Genomic DNA, 23,608 nt, shown 5'->3' on the forward strand with positions numbered 1-23,608 from the left:
TGTCAAAAAAACTCGGCCCAACACCAACTCAGGCCCGGCCGCAGATTGCCGATGAGTCCTGCAGCAACCTGTCAGCAGGCTGCTCGAGCCTGATCAGGCCGTGGCGGGCTCTTCGAGGAGCTTCCGCACCAGGCGGAAGAGCTTGCCTTTGCGGGGGTTGACGGCGCGCACGACACCTTGGCGATCGATCACCCAGACGGTGGGTAGGCGACGAACTTCCGCCGCCTCGGCGAGAGGATTGTCTTCGCCTTCGTGAATCTGTAGCCACGGCAGCCCGAGATCGGCGACGACCTCCTCCAGGCGGCCGCGATCACGGTCCACCGAGACTCCCACCAGCAAGAAATCGTCGCGCTCGCCGAAGGTCTCCTGCAGCTCTTCGAGCTTGGGCATGGCGCGCATGCAGGGGCCACACCAGGTGGCCCAGAAGTCCACCACCACCACCTTGCCGCGGGCCTCGGCCAGACTCCAGGATTCCCCCGACAAGGCCTGGCTCGCCACCACCGGCGCCGCCTCACCGACCCAGCCCGAGGCGGCGATGCGGCCGCTCAAGAAGCGGTAGGTGACGGTCAACAGGAAGACCCAGAGAAAGAAGGTCACGACGGCGCGGATCGGCGTGGACTTGGAGCTCATGGCGGCGGCAGATTCCTCGGCGATGGACTGAATGTTGCGGGCGGCTGGAGGGCGCCTCGACGACGGTGAGCGCTTCCGAACCCTCCCGTGCGTTCATCTTACGCGCAGAAGGTCGTTCTCGGATGGCCTAGGGAGACCGCGGTTTTCCGCGCTGGCGCCGGCTTGCCGGTACGCCGCGGCCGGCGAGGCGGTCGATCCCGATTCGTGAGCCTTGCCGGCGTCTGCCAGCCACCGCCGCCCGGGGCCTCGATGAACCCCCGTACCTCAGGCCGGCTCTTCCGCCAGACGCGCCCCCTCCCAGGCCACCAGGGCACGCTTGCGGGTCGCTCCCCATCGGTACTCGCCGAGCTCGCCGCTCGCCCGCAAGACGCGGTGACACGGGATCAGCACAGCCACCGGGTTCGCCCCCACCGCCGAGCCGACGGCGCGGGCGGCGCTGCGCTGGCAGACCGCCTCGGCCACCTTGCCGTAGGACACCAACCGTCCGGGCGGTACCCGCAGCAACGCCCGCCAAACCTGGATCTGAAAGTTCGTGCCCTGCACCAGTAGCGCCAGGCGCTGCCTTCCGCCGAGCTCTCCGAAGGCTCCGTCGAAAGCCCTGGCGGTCGCCCCGTCGTCGCGTCGCAGGCTGGAGCGGTGCCAGCGCCGGGCGAGCGCCTCGACCTGCCTCTCGGCCTCGTCCTCGGCAACGAAGGAAAGGTGACAGATGCCCCGCGGCGTCTCGGCGATCAGGACCTCGCCGAAGGGGCTGCGGTGGAAACCGTAGAGAATCTCGAAATCTCCACCGCCGGCCTTGTACTCACCGGGCGTCATCGCCTCGAGGGCCACGAAGTGATCGTGCAGCCGGCTCGGGCCCGAGAGACCGACATCCCAAGACGCCTCGAGCAGAGAGACGTCGTCGTCGAGGCGTGCCTTGGCGGTCTCGACCGTCAGGTGCTGGAGGAAGCGCTTCGGGCTGACCCCGGCCCAACGCCGAAAAAGGCGCTGCAGATAGGAGGGGCTCAAACCGAGAGCGCCGGCGACATCGCGCAGCTCCGGCTGCTCGACATGGTGGCGTTCGAGGTAACGAATCGCCGCCTCGACGCGGGCGTAGGACTCGGAAGGGGAAGTCATCGTCTCTTGCATGACCCCAGCCTAGGGATCGGAGCGCGCTCTCTCCACCCGATTCTTGCACCGCCGGCTCGGGCCGGTGCGTCCCGGCCCTCAGCCGCCCGCGGGAGACTCCGACACCAGTCGTTCTTCGCCGGGGTGCCAGCGCACCGGTAAGGACCGCCCCTGGAGATGGACGCCGCCGAGCCAGCGGTCGATGCCGGCCCGCGAAACCCGATCGACCTCGCCGTCGAGCACCTGCCGGCCGGCCGGCAGCAGGCGGTAGCTCGCCTGCCAACCGTCGCCGTCGGCCGCGACCAGGGGCAGCTCTCCCGCGGCGAGCTCGGCGAGACGCAGGGCAAAGCTGGTATCGCCGAACAGCAGGCGGTCTCCGGAAGCGAGATGGCGCTTGAACAGGGCGTGGCCTTCGAGGGGGCCGGCCACGAGTGCCCGGAGCATGACGGTCTCGCTGTGCGCCAAACCGCTCTCGACCGCCGGATACTCGGCCAGCCAGCGGGTCATCGCCGCCGGCACCAACGAGCCCTCCGGCGCCGGCTCCTCCAGCCACTCCACCAGAGCCGCGGGCCGGGGCGCCCGGAAGGCCTGCCAGCCGCGGGCTGCCCAGGAGATCTCCTGCCGACCCAGGCGCCGGCGCTGCGGCCAGAGGGCCGCCATCTGGTCTGGAGAGAGCTGCCCCAGACCACGAAAGTCGTCGACTTCGGGATGGTCGTCGATGGCGATCAGGAAGACTGCTCGCTCGTCATCCTCCACGGTCACGCCGTCGAGCAGGGCCGACATCTCAAGAAACTGCAGCTGGTCGTAGACGTCGTGCTCGAGCCACAGGCAAACCTCGCCCGCCGCCAACAGGCGCCGATTGCGCTCGGCGAAGAAACGCCGCACTTCGCCCTCATCGGCGCCGTGGCCGTCGCCGGCCAGATAGGAGGCCCGAACCGCCGCCAGCTCTTCCGGCACCAGCGATGCCGGCACCGGCCCGTCGTGCAACACATCGCGCCACGGCAGGACGCCCTCGGCCTCGCCGCCGGAGGCCGCTCCTCCGGCCACCACTCCCGATGCCCGCAGGACTTCGGCCGCACCATCTCCGTTGGTGACGTGCAGCACCGAAATCAGAACTCCTTGTCCTGGAAGAGCTCGATGCGATTGCCCTCGGGGTCCTCGAGCCAGGCGAAGCTCCCGTATTCGTAGTCTTCGACCTTCTCGATCTCGATACCGGCGCCGCGCAGCTGGGTGAGCAGGGCTTCGAGATCCGTGACGTGGTAGTTGACCACCGAGTTGCCGATCAGCTCGGGCTTGCCGTCACCCTGGAAGATCGCCCAGGTCAAGCGCCCACGGCGCTCGGGCTCGGCATCCTCGCGGTAAAAGAACTCGTGGTAAGGCGCCCCTTCCGAATCGTGCGGGGCGGTGATGCCCAAATGCTCGCGATACCAGGCCGCCAGCTTTTCCGGCTCTGCAGCGTAGAGAAAGATTCCGCCGACACCCTTCACCCTTTCCACCAATCCGTCTCCTTTCCTCACGGTGATTGACCGGCCGCCAGAATAGCACCGGCGAGGGCGCCACGACCGACCCTCGACAAGACCCGTCCGGTCACCGAAGATAGATCCACCATGCACCCCATCCTGCTGGACAGTGAGTTCCTCGGCGTTCCCCTGCGGATCACGAGCTACGGAGCCGCCATGGCCTTGGCGATCATCGTCGGCTGGCTGCTGGTCTCCCACTTCGGGCGCCAGCGCCTGCCGCAAGCACCGTGGGCCGACTTCTACTTCGGCATCATCCTCGGCGGACTTCTCGGCGCCAAGCTCTTGCTGGTGGTGGTGCGCTGGCCGGACCTGCGATCCGGCGCGGCTTCCTGGGGGTCGGTGCTCGCCGCGGGAGGTATCTGGCTCGGTGGAGTGCTCGGCGCCCTGGTGGTGGGGGGTTGGTTCGTGCTGCGCCACCGCCTGCCTCCCGCCCGCACCGCCGATACCCTCTTTCTCGGCCTGCCCCTGGCTCATGCCATCGGCCGCGCCGGCTGTCTGCTCACCGGCTGCTGCTACGGTGACCGCTGCGACCTGCCCTGGGCCATCGTCTACACCGATCCGGCAGCCCAGGAGATCGCCGGGACGCCCCTCGGCGTGCCGCTCCACCCGAGCCCGGCCTACGAAATGGTCGCCGAGCTGATCAACTTCACCGTGCTCCTGCTGTTGAATCGCCGCCGGCCGGCGCCGGGGGCCCTCGCCGCCACCTGGATGGCCCTCTACGGCAGCCAGCGCTTCATGCTCGAGCTCCTGCGCGGCGACGACCGCGGCGGCCTCGGCCTGCTCAGCACCAGCCAGTGGATCTCGGTAGCCATGATCGCCTCGGCGGCGATCTTCTTCTGGATCTCCCGCCGACGCTAGCCCGACCTTCTCACCAGCTCTCCGCGACAAGGCCGGGCTAACCGCTGGTTCGGAGACCCTTGGAGGCGGTCAGCAGAGCCTCCCCCACCTCGCCGAGCTCATCCGCCTCGAGGGTTCGCCCACCGAAGCTCTCGGCGACATAGTGGCGCACGATCTTGGCCATCGCCTCGGCACTCGCCGGAAAGCGCTCGCCGGCCTGGGCACTCAAGCTCAAGGGCGCGAGGGACTGGGCCACCGGGAAGCCGGCCCGTTCGAGCTCCCGTCGCAGGCGCCGATAGGCCCGCGTCGCGCTCAGCGGAGCGCGTCGCCGCCACCAGGCGACAAGGCCGACCAGCAGCACCACTCCGGGCGCCAGCAGCAAGGGCCAGAGCCAGCGTTGCCAACGGCTGCCGGATACCGGTGCCGGCGGCGTCTCGGGCTCGAAGGTCGGCTCGGCGCTGGGGGTCGGCTGGGCCGCCGGCTTGGGCTGGCGCGTCCACAGCCGGCGCCACAGCTCGCGCAGATTGCCGAACAGCTCGAGCTGATCCGAGAAGCCATAGGTCAGCACATAGCGGTCCCAGCGGAAGATCAGGAAGTCCCACGCCTGGGTCGCCAGACTCCAGGCATTGGGCTCGCGGGTTTCGGGCCGACCCGCCGCCGGCGTGGGATCGAACTGACGCCAGCCCTGGTCCGGCAAGAAGGCTTCGACCCAGGCGTGAGCGTTGCTCTGACGCACCACCGTATAGCCCTCGAGGGCATTGACCTCGCCGCCCACGAAACCGGTCACCAACCGTGCATGAACTCCCTGGGAGCGCAGCAGCAAGACCATCGCCGAGGCGAAGTACTCGCAGTGGCCGCTGCGGTAGGTGAAGAGAAATTCTTCGAGCGGGTTGCGACCCTCGCGGCCGACGAAATCGAGGGTGTAGGTGTAGCGGGTGGCGAGATGGTTCTCGAGGTTGCGGATGCGGCTTTCGAGGTCGCCCTGCCCCATCATCTCTGCCGCCAGGTCGACCATCCGGTCGGAGACGCCGGTGGTGTCGAGGGTGCCATCGTCCGCGTCCGGCCACTCGGCGGCAGAGGCCTCCGGGGTGGCAATGGCGACGCGGTACTCGAGCACTTCGATGGGCGGGAAGGTCATGTAGACGGCCCCGCCGCGCCCAACCTCGAGACCGCGGCGATCGATGCTCACCATGCGGGTATCCGTCGGCAACGGCAAACTGCGGGACGACAGCGGCTGGAGCCAGATGTTGACCCACGACTGCGGCGGCCCCTCGACCAATCTCAGCATGGCGCCGTCTTCCTTCACCAGAGTGCGCAACACCGGGCTGCGGCGCCAGGAACGGCCTTGATAGAGGTCGAAGGTGGCGGCCTTGAGCCGGCGATCCTGGGCATTCGCGGCGGGGTCGTCATAGCGCATGCGCAGGGCGACCTCGCGGCTCTCGCGAATTCGGCCGATGGAATCGAGGGTCACCTCGTCCGAGAAGCCCATCGCCTGGATGGTGGTGCCGGTGCCGGAGCCGCGGCCGGTGACGTAGGGGGTCGAGACCCGCGGCAGGAGGGCGAAGAGGGGAACCGCGAAGAGCAGGGTGGTGACCACGCCGGCGAAAAGAAAGCCCTTCAGGGGAAGCTGCGCCGCCTGCGGATCGCGCTGCCCGAAGCCCGCCACGATGTGGAGGAAGGCGAAGCGGATCAGCAAGTAGAGCGCCCCGACCAGGAAAACCACCAGGTAGAACATGATGGACGGGTGGACGCTGGTCGCCATCGAGGCCAGGAAAAGGAAGAAAATCGCCATCAAGGCCTGCCACTTGTCGCGCTCCCGCCGCATCGAGAACAGCTTCACCAGGATCGCGAAGAGGCCCATCCGGATCACCGGCCCGACCAGGCGACCGCCGCCGAGCACGGTGAGATCGAAGAAGAAGAACGGCAGGTAGGCGGCGCCGAGCAGGTTCATCATCCAGGGCGACAGCCAGGTGGTGGCGCCCTGGGCGGCGCGGCGCATGAAAAAGGCGACGCCGAGCCAGAAGAGCAACAGAACCGGCCACGGCAAAACGGCATTGAGCGGCAGCGGCAGCGGCGCGAGCAGCGCCAGCATGCCGAGCATCAGGCGCTTCTGACGAGCGAAGAACATCAGGCGGCGCGCTCCGGCTCCTGCATCGCCAGGCGCAGCTCGGCGGCGCTCGGGTCGCTGGAGCGCAAGGCCGAGCGCCCCACCGGGATGGCTTCGAGGAGAGCCAGGGTCTCGAGAATCCTCAAACGCTGGCGACGTCCGCCGGCGAAGGGCAGCAGCTGGTCTCGGGTGACCAGCTCGACCGCATAGCCGCGCGTCAGGTGATCGAGGGCCGCCGTCGCCGCCTCGCTCACCAGCTGCTCGAAGCGCTCCTCGGCGGCCTCGTCGGCGAACGGAGCCACCCCGTTGTCGAGCAGGATGGCGAGGCGATGGCTCTCCTCGGCCTCGCTCTCGCGATAGATCAAGTCGCCGGTGCGGGCGGTCTGCTTCCAGTGGATGCGGCGCGGATCGTCGCCGGGCCGGAAGGTGCGCAGGGAATGGAGGTCGTGGCCGCGCCCCTGACGACGGGAAGACTCCTCGCCGAGGCGGCCGGAGGCCCCGAGGCGCGGCCCAGCGGCCGGAAAGATTTCGGGAAACACCATCACCTCGAGCTCGGTGCGATAGCGCACTCCCTTGCGGAAGAAGCCGAAGGGAAAGAGGCTCGAAACGTGAGCGAAGGGGATCTTTCGGAGTCCGCGGCGCGGCAGCAGGAGCTCGGCCGAACCGGTGGACGAACCCCGCCGCTCGAGGAAGGGCACCAGCCGCGGCGAGCTCTGGGCCAGGAAGCTGACCAGCAGGCACCAGCGCGACATGAAGCGGCCGCGATTGGTGATCTGGAAGTCGAGCCTGAAGGGTCGCTTGGCGAAGACCTCACCGGGATCGCCGGTTTCGATCACCAGCCCGCGGACGTTCTGGCGCGACACGATGCCGGAGAAGGCGAGGGCCCCGAGCATCGCCGAGAGCACCATGTAGAGGGCGTTGTTTCCGGTATTGGTGGCGGCGATGGCCACGATCACCGTGAACAGGACGTACCACAGGCCGACCTTGGTGATGCGGATGCCTTCCGGCACCGAGGCGGCGCGGCGGCTTCGCCGACGGCCCCTACGGCCAGGGGCGGAGGTCATGGCTGCGGCCGGTCGAGCCACCGCCTCAGACCGGCACCGCCAGGGAGTGCACCAGCCCTTCGATCACCCGTCGAGCGGCATCGAGGTCGCCGCCGCGCTTGAGCGACACGCGATGTGCCAGCACCGGCGCCGCCAGCCGCTGGACGTCGTCCGGCACCGCATAGTCGCGCCCTTCGGTGAGGGCGAGGGCCTGGCTGGCGCGATAGAGGCTCTGCAGGCCACGGGTCGAAACCCCGAGCAGCAGCTCCGACGAGCTGCGCGTCTGCTCTGCCAGGGCCATCATGTAGTCGACCAGCTTCTCGTCGACTCGTACGTCCGCCGCCAGCCCCTGGAGGGTGCGCAGATCGGCCGCCGACATCACCGGCTGCAGCTCTTCGAGAACCCCGTCCACGCCCCCCGCCAGCAGCAGCCGCCGCTCGTCCTCGGGCGGCGGATAGCCCAGCCGCAGGGACATCAGGAAGCGGTCGAGCTGCGACTCCGGCAGCGGGAAGGTGCCATGGAACTCGAGCGGATTCTGGGTCGCCAACACCAGAAAAGGATCCGGCAGGGTGTAGCGCTTGCGCTCCACCGAGACCTTGTGGTCACTCATCGCCTCGAGCAGCGCAGACTGCGTCTTGGGCGAGGCGCGATTGATCTCGTCCGCCAGCACGACGTTCGAGAACAGGGGCCCGGGGGTGAACTCGAAGGCCTGGCGATCCTGCTTGAAGATCGACACCCCGATGATGTCCGACGGCAGCAGGTCGGAAGTGAACTGGATGCGGTGGAAGGCCAAGCCCAGGGAGCGGGCGATGGCGTGGGCCAGAGTGGTCTTGCCCACGCCGGGCACGTCCTCGATCAGGATGTGCCCGCGGGCGAGGAGGGACACGGTGGCCAGGCGCACCGCCTCCGCCTTGCCGCGGATGACCCGCGACACGTTGCCTTCGAAGGCGGCGATGGAGGCGAGGGGATCGACGGGAGCGACGGCGGGTTCGGTCATGGTGAGCTGCATCGTCCGTTATTTACGCACCAAACGGCGAAAGATAACAGGACGACTCGCGGCTCGCGGTTCGAAAACCGCCTGCTCAGGGCGAAAACTCCCGGTACTCGCCACGCTCCTCCACCGGCACCGAGGCGCGCACCTCGACGGCGTAGCCGTCGCCTTCGACGTGATCGATGTCCTCGAGGGTGTGGACATAGGCCTGGCGGCTGCCCTTGCCGAGGTCCGCGGTGTCCACCCAGATGCGCCAGTGGTTCTTCTCGCCGGCGGCGGTGCCCTGGGAAACGTCGAGGGTGAGACCGGGCAGCTTCTCGTAGTTCGAGTTGTAGATCATGATGTCCAGCTTGACATCCTGGCGCACCTCGACCGGCGCCGGCTCGGCGTCCACGTCGCCCTCTTCGGTCGCTTCCTCCTCCGTCGCGACCGTCTCATCGTCGACCGGCACCTCTTCCGTCATCAACGGTTCCTGGACCACCACGAAGCCGTTGAGGGTCGCCTCGTAGCCGCTCCTCAACTCGGCCACCTGCTCTTCCGGCGACTTGGCGGCACAACCCTGCATGAGCAAAAACAACGCGACCAGAACGGCGAGACTCCAGGAGCGGTCAATGGAAGTGCGCACGGATTCCTCCTCGGGGATTTTCGGCGTGGGGACGGAAGGGCTTTCAGCGCCCCAAATTATAGCGAAGGATGGCCCAGATGGCGGAGACGCCATCGCGCCAACCGATCTTCTTGCCCTCGGCATAGGTGCGGCCGCGATAGGAGATCGGCACCTCGTAGATGCGCGCCCCGCGGCGCGCCACCTTGGCGGTGAGCTCGGGCTCGATTCCGAAGCGGTTCGAGCGCAGCTCGAGACCCTCGAGCATCTCCCGCCGAAAGACCTTGTAGCAGGTCTCCATGTCCGACAGGTTGAGATCGGTGAACATGTTCGACAGGGTGGTCAGGAAGCGATTTCCCATGTAGTGCCAGAAGAACAGCACCCGGTGGGGACCACCGAGGAAACGCGAACCGTAGACCACGTCCGCCTCGTCGTCGAGGAGCGGCTGGAGGAGCTTGCCGTAGTCCCGCGGGTCGTACTCGAGGTCGGCGTCCTGAACCAGCAGGAAATCTCCTTCGGCGGCGGCGAAACCGGTCCGCAACGCAGCTCCCTTGCCGCCGTTCTGGCTCTGCTCGATGAGCTTGAAGGGCAACGGTCGAGCCTCCGCCTCGAGACCGCGGAGAAGCTCGCGAGTGCCGTCCGTCGAACCGTCGTCGACCACGATCACTTCGCGATCTAGGCCGTCGGCGAGAGGAGCCGCGGCGACGCGGCCGAGGAGCTCCTCGACGGTGGCGAGCTCGTTGTAAGCGGGAATGACGATGGAAAGCCGGGCCATGGCGGCGGGAGTCTATCGCAGGAACGGGCCGTGACACCTCCCGATCCCGCCTCGCCCGGCGCAGACCGGGAGATTGTCGCCCAGGGTTGGCGTCTTCCTTCGGCGGAGAGGCCGCAATCGGTGCGTTGGCGGTTGCACCCTGCGGGCCTCCCCTGGTTACAATACCGTCTGATCACCGCCTACCAGGCCGCGACAAGGAGCGAACACTTCATGGCAGATGCGAAGAACGACAAGCTGAAGTCCATCGACAACGCGCTGAGCCAGATCGAGCGTCAATTCGGCAAGGGCTCGATCATGCGCCTCGGCCACCGCGAGGCTCTGTCGATTCCCGCCATTCCGACCGGCTCGATCGCCGTCGACAGCGCCATCGGCGTCGGTGGCTTCCCGCGCGGACGCGTGGTCGAGGTCTACGGTCCCGAGTCTTCCGGCAAGACCACCCTCGCCCTCTCCGTCGCCGGCCAGGCCCAGAAGCAGGGTGGGGTGGCGGCCTTCATCGATGCCGAGCATGCCCTCGATCCGGAGTATGCCACCAAGATCGGCGTCGACATCGACAATCTCTTGGTGTCCCAGCCGGACAGCGGCGAGCAAGCCCTCGAGATCGCCGAGATGCTGGTGCGCAGCAACGCCCTCGACCTGGTGGTGGTCGACTCGGTGGCCGCCCTGGTACCGCGAGCCGAGCTCGAAGGCGAGATGGGCGACTCCCACGTCGGCCTGCAGGCGCGGTTGATGTCCCAGGCCCTGCGCAAGCTCACCGCCATCGTCGCCAAGTCGAAGACCTGCCTGGTGTTCATCAATCAGATTCGCGAGAAGATCGGCGTCATGTTCGGCAGCCCCGAGACCACCACCGGCGGCCGGGCGCTCAAGTTCTACTCTTCGGTGCGGATCGACATTCGACGCATCGCCGCCCTCAAGGACGGGGATCTGGTGGTCGGCAGCCGGGCCAAGGTCAAGGTGGTCAAGAACAAGGTCGCACCGCCCTTCCGCCTGGCGGAGTTCGACATCGACTATGGCGAGGGCATTTCCCGCCCCGGCGAGCTCATCGACATGGGTGTCGACCACCGCATCGTCACCAAGAGTGGCGCCTGGTACAGCTACGGCGACGTGCGCGTTGGTCAAGGTCGCGAGAACTCGAAGCAGTTCCTGCGCGACAACCCGGATCTGGCGGACGAGATCGAGGGTCGCTTGCGCGAAGCCCTGGGGCTGCCGGCGAGCGCCGAAGTGGTCATGGAAGAAGCGGGGTGATCCCCGCTCAACGGTGGTGCCTCGTCCTGCTGGCGATGGTTCTCGGTGGCTCCCCAGCCTTCGCCACCGAGATCGCCATCTCCACCGATGGCGCCACCCTGCGGGGCGGTCCTGCAGAGCTCACCATCACCCTTTCGGAGGTCGAAGGCGGCGCCGAGGTGCCGGTCGAGGTGAAGAGCGCCGGGCGCCTCCTGAAGACCTATCGGCTGGTGGCCGGCGAGCATAGCCTTGAGCTCCCGACCACCGGCCTCGGCTCCGGCCACCATCGCCTCGAGGCCGCCAGCGACGGCGCCACCGCGACGGCCCACCTGCGCATCATCCCGGGCTGGATCTCGATCATCCCGCCGCTCCTCGCCATTGGCCTGGCGCTGCTCTTCAAGGACGTCCTGCTGTCGCTCTTCCTGGGCGTCTTCTCCGGTGCCCTGATCCTCGCCTGGGGCAGCTCCTGGGAAGCCCCCTTCGTCGCCCTGGCGCGCACCGTCGACCGCTACATCATCAACTCCCTGTCGGATCCGAGCCGCGCCACCATCATCGTCTTCACCCTGCTGCTTGGCGGCATGGTGGGGGTGATCAGCAAGAGCGGCGGCACCCGCGGCATCGTGGAGCGCATCGCCCCCCTCGCCACCTCGCCCAAACGCGGCCAGCTCGCCACCTGGTGGATGGGCCTGCTGATCTTCTTCGACGACTACGCCAACACCCTGATCGTGGGCTCGACCATGCGGCCGATCGCCGACCGCCTGAAGATCAGCCGCGAGAAGCTCGCCTACATGGTCGACTCGACCGCCGCCCCCATTGCCAGCGTCGTACCGATCAGCACCTGGATCGGCTTCGAGGTCGGCCTGATCGGCGCTGCGCTCACCGACATCGGCGTCGACCTCAACCCCTACAGCCTGTTCGTCGAGTCGATTCCCTATCGCTTCTACCCCATCTTCGCCCTCGTCCTCGGCTTCGCCATCGCCTTCAGCGGGCGCGACTTCGGTCCCATGTTGGCGGCCGAGCGGCGCGCCCGGCAGCAGGGCCGGGTGCTCGCCGACGGCGACACCCCGCTGGCCGAGTACGGCTCCGAGGCGGTCGAGCCCCCGGCGGGCATTCCGCACCGTGCCCTCAACGCCCTCGCACCGATCGTGACGGTGATCGTCGCCACCTTCGTCGGCCTGTGGATTTCGGGCTCGGCAGCGCTCGCCGCGGACGGCACGACGCGCGCGTCGGTGGGCGGCTTCGGTGCCTGGTTGCGCGAGGTCTTCGCCGCCGCCGACCCCTACGCCACCTTGCTGTGGTCGAGCCTCGCCGGACTGATCCTCGCCGTCGCCCTGCCGCTGCTGCAGCGCCTGCTGTCCCTCAAGCAGCTGATGGCGGCGACCGTCGAGGGCTTCAAGTCGATGCTCCTCGCCCTCATCGTGCTGGTTCTGGCTTGGTCGATCGGTGGCGTGTGTAGCGATCTGCACACCGCCGACTATCTGGTCGGCGTGACCCAGGGCAGCCTGCCTCCGACCCTTCTGCCGCTGCTCGTCTTCGTGCTGTCGGCGGCGATCGCCTTCGCCACCGGCAGCTCCTGGGGGGCGATGGGCATCTTGGTGCCGCTGGTGATTCCGATCGTCCACGGCGTCGCCCTGCAAGCCGGTCAGACGGTCGGTGACGGCTCTTACCTGCATCTGATGGTCGGAGCGGTGTCGTCGGTCCTCGCCGGCAGCGTCTGGGGAGACCACTGCTCCCCGATCTCGGACACCACGATCCTCTCCAGCATCGCCACCGGGTCGGATCACATCGCCCACGTCAGAACTCAGCTCCCGTACGCCTTGACGGCAGGCATCGTCGCCATCGTGATCGGCGACCTCGGAACCGCCCTCGGCATGTCCCCCTGGTGGAGCTTGCTGATCGGCGCGGCTCTGTTGATCGCCGGCCTGCGCTTCTTCGGCCGGCGCTCGGCAGACGGAGAGCCCGCGAAGTCACATAAATAGATATTCCTGTAAGCTGTCGGGAAATCGATGAGCGCCATGCGCACTTCTACCCGCAGAACTGGGATCGCCGCCCTCCTGCTCCTCAGCCTCTGGGTGGCGTGCATCCAGGAACCCGGCGGCGAGCCCCGCGGCTTGCTGGTCGAGGCCCTCGACCGCGAGATCGAGCTCGAGGCTCCCGCGGGTCATCACTACTATCTCGAGCTGCCCGCCGACAGCTTCGTCCGCTTGGTGATCGACCAGCGCGGCGTCGATCTCGAAGCCCGCTTGTTCGATCCCAGGGGCCGACTGGTCGATCGCGCCGATGGCGCCGGCGGCCCGTGGCTGGAGGAGCGACTGGCGGCCAGCGTCGGTCCGGCAGGCCGCTACCGGCTGGAGATCCACGCTCAGCAGGCGACCGCGGGTCACTATCGAGTCGCCCTCGCGGAAGCTCGCCCAGCGGAGCCCGATGACGATCAGCGTCTCAGCGCAGAGAACCTCTATCGCCAAGGCCGTCATCAACGCCACGTCCCGGAAGAGCGCAAAGCCGCGGTGGAGAGCTTCCGCCAAGCGGTCGAAATCTGGCAGCGGCTGGGAGACGGTGACCGCGAGCTCGAGGCCCGCGACGAGCAGGCCGACCTACTCCTCGAGAGCGGCGAGCCGGCCAGCGTCGGCCTCGCCGTGATCGCCCCGGCCTTCGCCCTCGCCCGGGAGCCGGCGCAGGAAGCCCGCATCCTCGAGACCCGCGCCTGGCTGCAGGAGGAAACGGCCGACGCCATCGCCGACTTCGAACGCTGCCTGGAGCTCGTCCCGCAGGGCTCCCAGCGGGCCGACTGCCTCGACGGCCTGGGGGACATCTACTATCTCGACGATCGCGAATCGGAACGCGCCGGCGACCTCTTCGCCGAAGCCTGCCGGGTGCGCGAGGCCGCCGGCGATCTCGCCGGCCTGGCCACCTCCCTGAGCAACCTGGGCCTCAGCAAGCACATGCGGCGTCACCACCGCGACGAGGTCCTGCCCCTCTATCAACGCTCGCTGGAGCTCGCCCGCACCGCCCAGCGCTGGCCCCAGGTCTCCACCAGCCTCAACAACCTGGGCTACTTCCTGCGCTACCACGGCCTCTACGAAGACGCCCTCGAGCGCTTCGAAGAGCGCTTCGAGCTGGCACGACGGATGGGCGAGAAGGATGCCCTCGGGGGCAGCTACCTCAATCTCGGCACGGTTTACGCCATTCGGGGCCGCACCCAGAAGGCGATCGAGAGCCTGGAGCACGCCGTCCGGATCTATCGTCAGGGAGAAGATCCCGCCGAGATCTCGGACGCCCTGCTGCATCTCGGCTGGGCCCACGACGCCCTGAGGAACCACCAACAGGCCCACGACAGCTTCGCCGAGGCCAGCGCACTCGCGCCGCAGGCCCCGTGGCCCAGAATCGGGCTCGGTCGTACCCTCACCCAGCTCGCTCGACCGCAGGAGGGGTTGCAGGTTCTCGAGGCCGCCTATGCCAGCCTGCGGGGGGCCGAGCGCCAGTGTCACGCAATGCTCGAGATTGGCACCGCGCGGGCCGCCCTCGAGGATGTCGAAGGTGCCCGGACCGCCTTTCGCCGGGCCCTGGACCTCGCCATCGAGGCAGGCCACTCCGTCGAGCAGCCCCGGGTCCACGGCTTCGCCTCCCTCGCCCGCCTCGGCCGCCTCGAAGCGAGCGAGGGCAACTTCGCCATCGCCCGGCGCCATCTCGAAGAGGCCTCGGAAGCGCGTGAGCGACTGAGCGCGAACCTCTATCGCCCCGAAGACCGAGCCAAGTACCGGGAGCTCGGCTACGTCGTCTACGAAGCGTCGGTCGACGCCTTGGTAGGACTGCATCGAGAGAACCCGGGCGCCGGCCACGACGTCGAAGCCCTGGTCGCCAGCGAACGGGCGCGGGCGCGGGCTCTCGCCGAGTGGCTGACGGAAGCCCAGGTCGAGGTCGCCCTCTCGCCGCAGCTCGAAGAGGACCAGCGGAACAACGCCCGGGGGATCTCCGCCGCCCAGCAGCAGATCGCACGCTTGCTCTCGACGGCCACTCCCGACCCCGAGCTCGTCGCCGGCGAGCGGCAGCGGCTGACCGCCCTCAAGCGCGAGCGCAGTCGACTGATCAGCGAAATCCGCAAGGCCCATCCGGAGTACGCCGAGATCTCCTACCCGGACCCCATCGGTCTCGACGAGGTGCGTGCCTACCTGACCGCCGACACGGCGCTCCTCGAATACTTCGTCGGCAGCCTGCGCAGCTATCTCTTCATCGTGCGCCGGGATCGATTCGAGATCGTCGAGCTGGCTCCCGGCGCCGAGATCCAAGCGGCCGTGGAAACAGCCCGCCGCGCCCTAGGCCAGGGAAGTCGGCTCCAGGAGCTGGCCGACACCAGGACCGCCTTCGAGCTCCTCGTCGCGCCGGCGGAGCCCTTCCTCGAGGGCATCGAGCGGTTGATCATCTCGCCGGACCAGAGCCTCCACTACCTGCCCTTCGAGGCCCTCTGGGTGTCGCCGCAGCGGCTGGCGAGTCACCAGCGCGCCTCCTCCGAGGACTTCCTGATCGGCCGCTGGACGGTGTCCTACACGCCCTCGGCATCGACCCTCGCCTACGTTCCCGAAGCTGGACGAGCCGCACCTTACCGCCTGGCGGCCTTCTCCTACGGCGGCCCGGACGGGCAGACCGCCGACGGCAAGACCTACGCCGCCCTGCAGCACGCCGAGGAAGAAGTACGGCGCATTGCCACGCTGTTCGACCAAGACCAGGTCCGAGTGCTGAGCGGCGAGGCAGCCCTCGAAGGTCGCATCAAGGAGACGCTGAGCGATTCGCGGCTGGTGCACTTCGCGGTCCACGGTGCGATCTCCGAGCAGGACATCCTGGATTCGGCGCTCTTGCTCGCCGCCGATGCCACGGAAGACGGTCTGCTGCAGGTCGCCGAGATCTTCGGCCTCGAGCTGTCCGCCGACCTGGTCGTACTCTCGGCCTGCGAAACCGCCCTCGGGCGAGAGATCCGGGGCGAGGGCCTGCTCGGCCTGTCCCATGCCTTCTTCACCGCCGGCGCCCGCAGTCTGATGGTCAGCCTTTGGAAGGTCGACGACCGTTCGACGGAACGGCTGATGACCGCCTTCTACGAGGGCCTCACCGGCGGACTCGACTCCGCCGCAGCGGCTCGCCGGGCCAAGATCTCGCTGATCGACGGTGAGGCGTCGACCAGTCATCCCTACTACTGGGCTCCCTTCGTTCTCGTAGGTCCCTCGGAAGTGCTGTAACGATGCCGAGACCGACGACGCCTATCCGGCTGAATATTTCGTATTCACCGGCACCTACCCCGGTGCCGAGGAAGTTTTCGATTTCTACGGATAGTTCCGACGACCCGTCGCGTCACGGGGTCGTTCGGTGGAAGGAGAATCCAGGATGCCCCATAAGAGCGAGCCCGATAGCCAGATCGCACGCGGTAGTACCGACCCCGGAGACCCGGCACCGCCGCCGATGGCCGAGGTGCCGCCATCCGATGATCGCTGTTCGAGTCCTGCATTGAATCCACAGGGAGGTGACCATGAATGAGCCGTTGGGCGAAGATCAAGTTCACGCTCGGGGATCGAAAGCTGGAGGAGACCCCGGTCCTCCACCGTCGGCCAAAGAATCCACCACCATTCACCGCGCCAAGGGTTCGAAAGACCCTGGAGATCCAGCCCCGCCGCCTCTCGTCATCGGCGCTGCCGGCATTGCATTCCTCGCCGGCGCCCACGCCCTCGCCGCCTACCTCGGCGAGTGCCTGACGGGCCTCAACCTCGCCCTCACGGCAGCCGAGATCGCGGCTCTGGTGACTCTCATCGTCTGGATCGTCAATCTCTACGCGCGCGGCTCGAAGGACCCCGGGGATCCGGCACCGCCGCCCCTCGCCACGGCTCCGGCGAACGTTGCGGCAGCGCTGCTCGTTCTGGCCGGCGCGGCGCAGATCGGCGCCGCCCTGCTCGGCGAATGCCTGCAGGGAATGTTCGCCGTTCTCGGGATCGCAGAGCTGGTGCTGGCCGGCATCATTCTGCAGGCCAGCAAACCCACCCCGGGCGCGCAGCAGAGCGCCGAGTAGGACCTCTGCCGGGGGGCCTCGAGCCCCCCGGTTTCAGCTCGGTTTTTCGGGCGGAAAGACAAGCGCCCGGCGGGGCGACGCCGCGCTCAGCTACGTCGCGGAACCAGACGCCGCCACCAGCGCTCGCCACCGTTTTCCGATGCCTCGAGCTCTTCGATGGCGCAGGGCAGCAGCGCGAGGTTGCCGAGGTTGAGCCGCACCAGCAGCATTTCGAGCTGGGAGCGACGCTCGTCCGGCTCCTTGGAGAGGGCGCTCGACAGCGGCCGAGTGCCATCGAGACTCTGGCAGAACTCGAGGAGCTCTGGGGAAAGTCGACCTTCCTCCTCGTCCGTCAGGGCCTTGACCCACACCGGCACCATGCCCTTGAGGGAAGCCAGCGGCAGGGCGAGCTGACGCTCGCCGATGAGCGCGCTCTCCTCCTCCGCGGCCTGCTCGAGCATCAGGTCGACGAGACGAATCTCCTGCGAGGGTTGGTCCTGGAACTCGGAAATGGTCTCGATGTCCAGGGCCTCGCGGATGCACAGCCGGTAGGCCGCCTCGAGAAAACGGAAGTAGGAACCGCGCACCACCGTGTGCAGCTCCTTGAGGTGCTTGGCGCCGTCGGTGGCGGCGACGATCTTCTTCTCGAGCGGGCTCATGCCCTCGAGGGAGCGATCCGCTCCTCGCCGCAACACGATGTGATCGTGGACGAAGACCTTGCGAATGCGCGCCACCTCGTCGATCCAGCGCGCTCCTTCCATCACCACGCCGACGGTCTCGATCGGCCGCGGCAGAATGTCCTCCTCCGGAGGCGCGTCGGTCTCGAAGTAGAAAACCCCCTGCTTCCACAGGAAGACATCGCACACCGAATCGACGATCTGCTGTCGCAGGGTCTGCCGGATGACGTCCGGAGTCAGCAGGTCGAGCTCGGCGAGGACGGCGCCCAGGCGCTGCCCGCGCCGCTTGCACTCATAGAGAGCACGCAGGAAAGTCTTCTCGTCGAGATGCCCCTGCAGCAGGAGGTATTGGCCGTAGTACTCGGCCGGGTCGTCGGACAGGCAGCCAACGATCTTGCCGTCCCGGAAGTAAATCCGTTTCTCGACCCGGGAGCGGCGAATGACGAGCGCGCCGGTGCGCCGCTCGCTACTTGCCCACTGCAGGATATTTCCCGGTGGAAATGCGCTCAGTCGACCTGAAAATTCCATCGTTCCTCGCCGCACCGAATTGTAGTGCAGGAAGAGCCCCGATGGGACCCACGGGAGAATATGTAGTCATTGCCAATTCCTTGGCTCTCGACCAAGGGGGAGCTTTCGACGGCCTCTACTCTTCGTCCCACGGAGTGGCGGCGATCAGCTCGAGGAGCTGCTCCCGGGTGAAAACCTTGGAGAGGCGCGGATCGTCCTCCTCGACGACGTCCTCGAGAAGCTGGCGCTTGCGGTCGATGAGGGCGGCGATCTTCTCCTCGAGGGTACCCTCGGTCACCAGCTTGAAGACCTGCACGGCGCGCTTCTGGCCGATGCGGTGAACGCGATCCGTCGCCTGGTCTTCACGCGCCGCGTTCCACCAGCGGTCGTAGTGAATGACGATGGTGGCGCCGATCAGGTCGATGCCGGTGCCGCCGGCCTTGAGGCTGGCGAGGAAGACGCGACACTCGGGATCGTGATTGAAGCGCTCCACCGAGCGCCCCCGGTCGCGGCTGCTGCCGATCAGGATCTCGTGACCGACATCGAGCTTCACCAGATGGCGCCGCATCAGCTCGATCATGCCGAGATACTGGCTGAACACCACCACCTTGTGACCGCTGTCGAGACACTCGTCGAGGATTTGCCGGAAGAGGTCCCACTTGCCCGAAGCATAGCGATCGGCACCGTCGAGGTCGCGCAGGGCCAAGGCCGGGTGATCGCAGATCTGCTTGAGCTGGGTCAGCATCGCGAAGACGTGAAGATAGGGCACCGGTCCCTCTCCCTGGCGCAGGACTCGGGCCAGGGCCGTGCCGCGGGTTTCGATCACCTCCCGGTAGAGCTCCTGCTGACGCTTCGAGAGGCGGCACAGGCGCAGATCTTCGAACTTCTCCGGCAGCTCTTCGAGGACCGAGCTCTTCAGGCGGCGCAGGACGAAGGGCGCCAGGCTGCGGCGCAGCTCGGCCATCGCCTGGGGCGGGACGTCGTCGCCGCCATAGCGCTCCTGGAACTCGTCGTCGTCCCCGAGATACCCCGGCAGCACCAGATCCATCAAGTTCTTGAGCTCGTCGAGGGAGTTCTCGACCGGCGTGCCGGTTAAGCCGAGCAGGGTGTCGCCGCGCAGCCGGGCGGCGGCTCGGGCCACCTGCGTCTGGCGATTCTTGAGGTTCTGGATCTCGTCGAAAACGATCGCCGTGAAGCGCTGCTTCTCGAGACGCCGGATGTCGCGCAGCAGCACGCCGTAGGAGGTCACCACCACCACCTCGCGGTCCGGAATCGGTTCCAGGGCCCTGGGAAGACGGCGATGGCTGCCGTGGTAGACGCGGCCGATCAAGGCCGGAGCATGCTCTTCCAGCTTGCTCTCCCAGTGGGGCACGACGCTGGTCGGCGCGACCACCAGGAAAGGCCCGGAGCGGCCGTCCTGCTCGATCATCGACACCATCAAGGCCATCGCCTGATGGGTCTTGCCGAGGCCCATGTCGTCGCACAATAGGCCGCCGAGGCGATTCTCGGCCAGGAAGCGCAACCAGTCGACCCCCAGTCGCTGGTAGGGCCGGAGGGTGGAGCTCAGGCCGGCGGTGGCGATGTAGGGCTCCGACGGCCGCAGCTCGAGGAGGCGATCGAGCAAGGCTCGTCCGGCCTCGGCGCCATCGAGACGCACGGTCTTGCCAGCGATCGCCTTGAGACGCAGCAATCGCCCCGGCGACAGCTCCTCTTCGCCGGCGGCCAGCGACACCAGCGCGCGGATCTCCGGGGCGTGCAGATCGACCCAACCGGCCGGCGTCTCGAAGTAGGGCCGGCCTTCTTCACGGGCGGCGATCAAGTCGGCCAGCGCCACCGACTCGTCGGCGAAGCCACAGGTCACCGCCAGCGACTCCCAGAGTCCTTTCTCGTGGTCCGCTCCGACGTCGACGCGCAGATCGTCGATCTCCTTGAACAGGGTGAGGTGACGCAGCGGCTCGGCCAGCACCAGAGAGCCGTCCTCGAAGGCTTCGCGCTCGCTCTCCAGGAAGCTCGGGATCTGACCGCGCTCGAGCCGCAGCCGGGTCAACGGCCGATCGGCGGCGCGCTTCTCGACCTCGGCGAGCACGCCGAGCTCTTCGAGAAAGACCAGACTGCCGTAGCGAAAGCGCTCCCGGTCTTCGAAGAAGCGCTCTTCTCCATCGAGCTCGAGGGCGCGCAACACCGGCCGCACCTCGACCTCGAGATCGCCGTCTCCGGTGACCTGATGCAAGGCCTCGAGAGGCACCGGTCGCACCCGCAGGTCGTCCTGATCGGGAAACGCCGAGGCGAGTAGCTGCAGCACCTGGGCGACGCGCTGGCGGGGCACCGTGACCTCGAGCATGCGCTGGCCCGTCGGGTCGCGATAGGTCAGGATGAACCGCCCGTCGAGGCGATCGATGGCGGGATGAAAGGACCCTTCGTCGCCGAGCTCGCGCACCGCGTGGTACGCCACCCGCCACCACAGACTCTTCTGCCAGGTCTCGCGATTCGAGGGCATGCGAGCCTGGCGCAGGCGGTACTCGTCGGGAGTGAGCTGAAACAGCGCCAAGCGCTCCAGAATCTCGGCCCGGTCGACCGTCTCTTCACCCTTGGGAGCCTTGCCGGCCCGTTCCAGGAAGCGCAAACGGGCCGACGAGGTGTCGCCGTAGCGCATCAGCTCGGCGCCCGACGGATCGCTGAACACCAGGTCGCCGGACTCGGCGTGGTGGGCCACCCGCACCACCTCACAGGCCGGCGGCCGGCCGCTGTGCAGAACCGTCGCCAGACGATGCCAGAGGGTACCTTCGAAAAAGTCCTGGAATCCACGGCCGCCCCACAGCCGCTGGGCCCGCGCCACCCCGGCGGCGAGCTTGCGGAGATGACGGCAGGTGCGGCGGCTGCTCTCGCGGCAGGTGCACGAGCGCAGAGGCCGCGACAGATTGACGACCTTGCCGACGTAGATCGCCGTATGACCATCACCGCCGGGCTCCGGCAAGAGGCCGATGCCGGTGCCGAGGAGCTCGTAGTTGATCAGGGAAGCCATGGTCGCCAAAAAAACGCGGAAACGGCAATCGTAACCGAGAAGCGGGCCCGGCGAACGAAGGATTTCGAACTCAGCGCCCGGCGTCCCGCTGCAGAGCCCGGAGATGGGCCTCCATGCGCGCCTTGAGTTCGCTGTCGTCGGTCACCGAAATGGCGCGATCGAAGGCCGCCAGGGCTGCGCTGCGGTCGCCGGCGGCGAGGGCGCGCTCGTAGGCGAGCATCTGACGGGTGCGCTCGACCTCCCGCCGCGCCGCGTCCAGCTTCGCCGCGTCGCCGTAGCGGGACAGGGTGCCATCGAGCAGCCGCTCGGCGGCCTCGGGGTCGCCGTTGGCGAGATGCAGCCGCACCAGATCGAAGGCCAGATCCAAGCGGTAGGGCAAGGCCACCATAGCGATCTTCAGGTGTCGGATGCCGGCCACCGGATCGCCCCCCGGGAGCCCCTGGGAGCGCCCGAGCAGAGCACGCGCTTCGGCAAAGCTCGGATCCCGAGCCACCGCCTCGGCGAAGGCCCAGCGGGCGCCGTCAGCGTCCTTCTGGACCGAACGATGGCGACCCAGGCGGACAAAGGTCAGGGCCTCCCGAGAGCCCGCCTCAAGAGCTTTGCGGTGGAGCACCTCAGCCTCTTCGTAGCTGCCCTGAGAGTCCTGGATCCAAGCCAGGCCGGACCAGGCCTCGCCATTGCCGGGATCGCCTTCGAGGGCGACATCGTAGTGCTCGGCAGCGAGATCCCGGCGACCGACCAGCAACAGGAGATCTCCCAGGTGGACCGCGACCTCGGAGCGGTCGACGGCCCGCACCGCCACCTGCGCCGGTACCGGCAAGTCTTCGATCGCGACCACCAGGCTGGCGAACTCGCGCCGCTGCAGGTAAGCGACCAAGTCTTTTTCGAGCTCGGCGACGGAACGACCCAGGGATTCCTCCAGGGCGTCGTTGGGATCTTCGCCGGCGAGCAGCCGGAGCAAATAGTCACCCAGGGTGGCAGTGCCCTCGGGCTGCGACAGCAGGTAGTGAACCAGGGCCCAGGAAACGGCGTAGAAACGCCCCACCCGCCGGCGCGCTCCCCCCGCCCCGTGGAGATCACGCCGGTCCGCCACGCTCAGCACCGCCGGCAGATCGAGATCGGTCTCGCTCTGCAGCCAGTCGAGGTGGCGCTCCACCGGGCTGCCGACGCGCGCGAACCCGGCACGCTCCTCGAACGCTCCGTAGTACTCGGCCAGGCCCTCGTCGAGCCAGCGCGGGACCGCCGGAAAATTGTGCGCCACCAGGTCGTGCACCGCCTCGTGGTAGACCGCCGAGAGGGCACCCCGGCGGCCGGGATCGGCATCGAGAGTGATGAAGGCACCATCGCGGCTACGAATGAACTGCCCCATGATACGCAGCCCGCCGCCATCGCTGCCGTTCTTGTAGGGCGCGTAGGCCTCGGCATCGCGGAAGGCCAGAATGCGCAAGGGCACCGCCGAATCGAGCTCGAGGTCCGGAGACAGGCGCGCGAACAGACTGCGAAAGCGCTCCAGGCGCAGCAGCAGATCGCGGCCCCGTTCCGGGGAAGCGTTGGTGAGCAAGGCGAAATCGGAGCTCGAGACCTCACTCCAACCGCTGAAGGGATCGACCTCCTGGGCATCAGCCCACGGAGAAAAGGAGACAATCAGAACCAGGATCGCAAGACACACCCGCATCGCTGAATCTTACTCGCCCGCGCCGGCGATGGTTTGCCGGCGCGACTCCTCGTCCGCGCCTAGCGGTCGATCGCTTCGACGGCGATGTCTTCGAGGGTCACCGTCGACACCTGCTCCATGCGCGAGTCGACGAACTCGGGATCGATCATGTCGATGTCGAGGTCCGGGGCATTGATCCCGAGGTTCTTCTGGTCGAAGAACAGCAGGCCGCCGACCCGCCGGTAGTTGAAGGCCGGCCGAAAGCGCAGCCCTCCGGAGAAGCTGTAGGCGAACTGCTCGAGGCGGCCGGACTCGGGATCGAACCAGTAGAGGTACTGATCGTTGGCATTGGGGCTCGAGTCCTCGGCGAAACTCACCTTGACGCGCTGCAATTCGCGCTCGCCCCAGCGCTCCATGCCCTGGTCTTCGAAGAAGACGTTGGGGTCCGCCAAGCGCAGCGGCAGAAAGGCGAAGTAGACCTTGGCGGTCACCCAACGGAAATAGGAAAGCTCCGTTTCCGCCGTCAGCTCCACCGCCTCACCATCGATCCAGGCCTCCACCGACTGATTGGTCACCCGCACCCGGCGCTGCTGATCTCGCGCCTCACCCTCCGCCTGATGATCGAACAGGCCGCCACGGGTCTCGACCGTCAGGTCCGTGCAGCCGGACCGCGAGCACAGGTCGAGGGTGACCCGGGAGGCCGCGAAGGTCTCACCTCCGTGATGGGCGATGGCCTTCTCGACGATCTTCGGCATGTCGGCGGCGGACAGGGTCGGAAGGAGCAGAAGGGCGGCGGCAAAGAGGGCGGTGCGAGCGATTTTCATGGTTGGGATCCTATCCTGCCGGGGTAGTCTGATGGGGTGACCCCAAAGGCGATCAGGATCGACCCGC

Annotated in this window: 18 protein-coding genes; 5 read left to right on the forward strand and 13 right to left on the reverse strand. The window is 67.7% G+C overall.

Annotated elements, in window-relative coordinates; translation table 11 throughout:
- Nucleotides 1–93 precede the first annotated feature (93 nt).
- The 4 genes from AAF604_04205 to AAF604_04220 form a co-directional block, all read right to left on the reverse strand.
- The gene (locus tag AAF604_04205) at nucleotides 94–630 is read right to left on the reverse strand and encodes a thioredoxin-like domain-containing protein (GenBank protein MEM7048834.1); all 537 of its coding nucleotides are present in this window, start codon (nucleotides 628–630) and stop codon (nucleotides 94–96) included.
- A gap of 264 nt (nucleotides 631–894) precedes the next feature.
- Nucleotides 895–1,743, reverse strand: a complete 849-nt coding sequence (locus AAF604_04210; protein ID MEM7048835.1) for a methylated-DNA--[protein]-cysteine S-methyltransferase — start codon at nucleotides 1,741–1,743, stop codon at nucleotides 895–897.
- Between the two features lie 90 nt (nucleotides 1,744–1,833).
- On the reverse strand, nucleotides 1,834–2,838 hold the full coding sequence (locus AAF604_04215) for a hypothetical protein (protein MEM7048836.1): 1,005 nt from the start codon (nucleotides 2,836–2,838) through the stop codon (nucleotides 1,834–1,836).
- A 5-nt stretch (nucleotides 2,839–2,843) separates the two neighbouring features.
- Complete coding sequence (locus AAF604_04220) at nucleotides 2,844–3,230, reverse strand: VOC family protein (protein ID MEM7048837.1); 387 nt, start codon at nucleotides 3,228–3,230, stop codon at nucleotides 2,844–2,846.
- A gap of 111 nt (nucleotides 3,231–3,341) precedes the next feature.
- Here AAF604_04220 and AAF604_04225 point away from each other — a divergent pair, with 111 nt between their 5' ends.
- Complete coding sequence (locus AAF604_04225; GenBank protein ID MEM7048838.1) at nucleotides 3,342–4,112, forward strand: prolipoprotein diacylglyceryl transferase family protein; 771 nt, start codon at nucleotides 3,342–3,344, stop codon at nucleotides 4,110–4,112.
- A gap of 37 nt (nucleotides 4,113–4,149) precedes the next feature.
- Here AAF604_04225 and AAF604_04230 read toward each other — a convergent pair whose 3' ends face one another.
- From AAF604_04230 to AAF604_04250, 5 genes are all read right to left on the reverse strand, one after another.
- Nucleotides 4,150–6,219 (reverse strand): DUF3488 and transglutaminase-like domain-containing protein, encoded by a 2,070-nt coding sequence (locus tag AAF604_04230; protein ID MEM7048839.1) that lies wholly within the window; start codon nucleotides 6,217–6,219, stop codon nucleotides 4,150–4,152.
- Nucleotides 6,219–7,262: a DUF58 domain-containing protein gene (locus tag AAF604_04235; GenBank protein MEM7048840.1), complete on the reverse strand. Its 1,044-nt coding sequence runs from the start codon at nucleotides 7,260–7,262 to the stop codon at nucleotides 6,219–6,221. The genes AAF604_04230 and AAF604_04235 overlap by 1 nt, the downstream gene beginning before the upstream one ends.
- Nucleotides 7,263–7,287: 25 nt before the next feature.
- A complete protein-coding gene (locus tag AAF604_04240; protein MEM7048841.1) occupies nucleotides 7,288–8,238 on the reverse strand; it encodes a MoxR family ATPase in 951 nt (316 codons plus the stop codon).
- Nucleotides 8,239–8,323: 85 nt separating this feature from the next.
- The gene (locus AAF604_04245) at nucleotides 8,324–8,857 is read right to left on the reverse strand and encodes a hypothetical protein (protein ID MEM7048842.1); all 534 of its coding nucleotides are present in this window, start codon (nucleotides 8,855–8,857) and stop codon (nucleotides 8,324–8,326) included.
- 43 nt (nucleotides 8,858–8,900) lie between these two features.
- Entirely contained in the window at nucleotides 8,901–9,608 is a 708-nt protein-coding gene (locus AAF604_04250) for a glycosyltransferase family 2 protein (GenBank protein ID MEM7048843.1), read from the reverse strand.
- A 210-nt stretch (nucleotides 9,609–9,818) separates the two neighbouring features.
- Between AAF604_04250 and recA the strand changes: the two genes are divergently transcribed.
- The 4 genes from recA (at nucleotide 9,819) to AAF604_04270 (ending at nucleotide 16,878) form a co-directional block, all read left to right on the forward strand.
- On the forward strand, nucleotides 9,819–10,850 hold the full coding sequence (gene recA / locus AAF604_04255; protein ID MEM7048844.1) for a recombinase RecA: 1,032 nt from the start codon (nucleotides 9,819–9,821) through the stop codon (nucleotides 10,848–10,850).
- Nucleotides 10,847–12,808: a Na+/H+ antiporter NhaC family protein gene (locus AAF604_04260; protein ID MEM7048845.1), complete on the forward strand. Its 1,962-nt coding sequence runs from the start codon at nucleotides 10,847–10,849 to the stop codon at nucleotides 12,806–12,808. The genes recA and AAF604_04260 overlap by 4 nt, the downstream gene beginning before the upstream one ends.
- A 36-nt stretch (nucleotides 12,809–12,844) precedes the next feature.
- Entirely contained in the window at nucleotides 12,845–16,057 is a 3,213-nt protein-coding gene (locus AAF604_04265) for a CHAT domain-containing tetratricopeptide repeat protein (protein MEM7048846.1), read from the forward strand.
- A 287-nt stretch (nucleotides 16,058–16,344) separates the two neighbouring features.
- On the forward strand, nucleotides 16,345–16,878 hold the full coding sequence (locus tag AAF604_04270; protein ID MEM7048847.1) for a hypothetical protein: 534 nt from the start codon (nucleotides 16,345–16,347) through the stop codon (nucleotides 16,876–16,878).
- Between the two features lie 86 nt (nucleotides 16,879–16,964).
- Here the strand turns inward: AAF604_04270 and AAF604_04275 are convergent, their stop codons facing one another.
- From AAF604_04275 to AAF604_04290, 4 genes are all read right to left on the reverse strand, one after another.
- On the reverse strand, nucleotides 16,965–18,062 hold the full coding sequence (locus AAF604_04275; protein MEM7048848.1) for a DUF4388 domain-containing protein: 1,098 nt from the start codon (nucleotides 18,060–18,062) through the stop codon (nucleotides 16,965–16,967).
- 115 nt (nucleotides 18,063–18,177) lie between these two features.
- A complete protein-coding gene (locus AAF604_04280; protein ID MEM7048849.1) occupies nucleotides 18,178–21,063 on the reverse strand; it encodes a DEAD/DEAH box helicase in 2,886 nt (961 codons plus the stop codon).
- A gap of 70 nt (nucleotides 21,064–21,133) precedes the next feature.
- Entirely contained in the window at nucleotides 21,134–22,738 is a 1,605-nt protein-coding gene (locus AAF604_04285) for a tetratricopeptide repeat protein (GenBank protein MEM7048850.1), read from the reverse strand.
- 59 nt (nucleotides 22,739–22,797) lie between these two features.
- Nucleotides 22,798–23,541, reverse strand: coding sequence for a DUF6503 family protein (locus AAF604_04290; GenBank protein MEM7048851.1), 744 nt, complete (start codon nucleotides 23,539–23,541; stop codon nucleotides 22,798–22,800).
- Nucleotides 23,542–23,608: the final 67 nt, after the last annotated feature.

It is taken from the genome of Acidobacteriota bacterium (genome assembly GCA_039028635.1).
In the GTDB taxonomy this organism is placed as follows: Bacteria; Acidobacteriota; Thermoanaerobaculia; order Multivoradales; family JBCCEF01; genus JBCCEF01.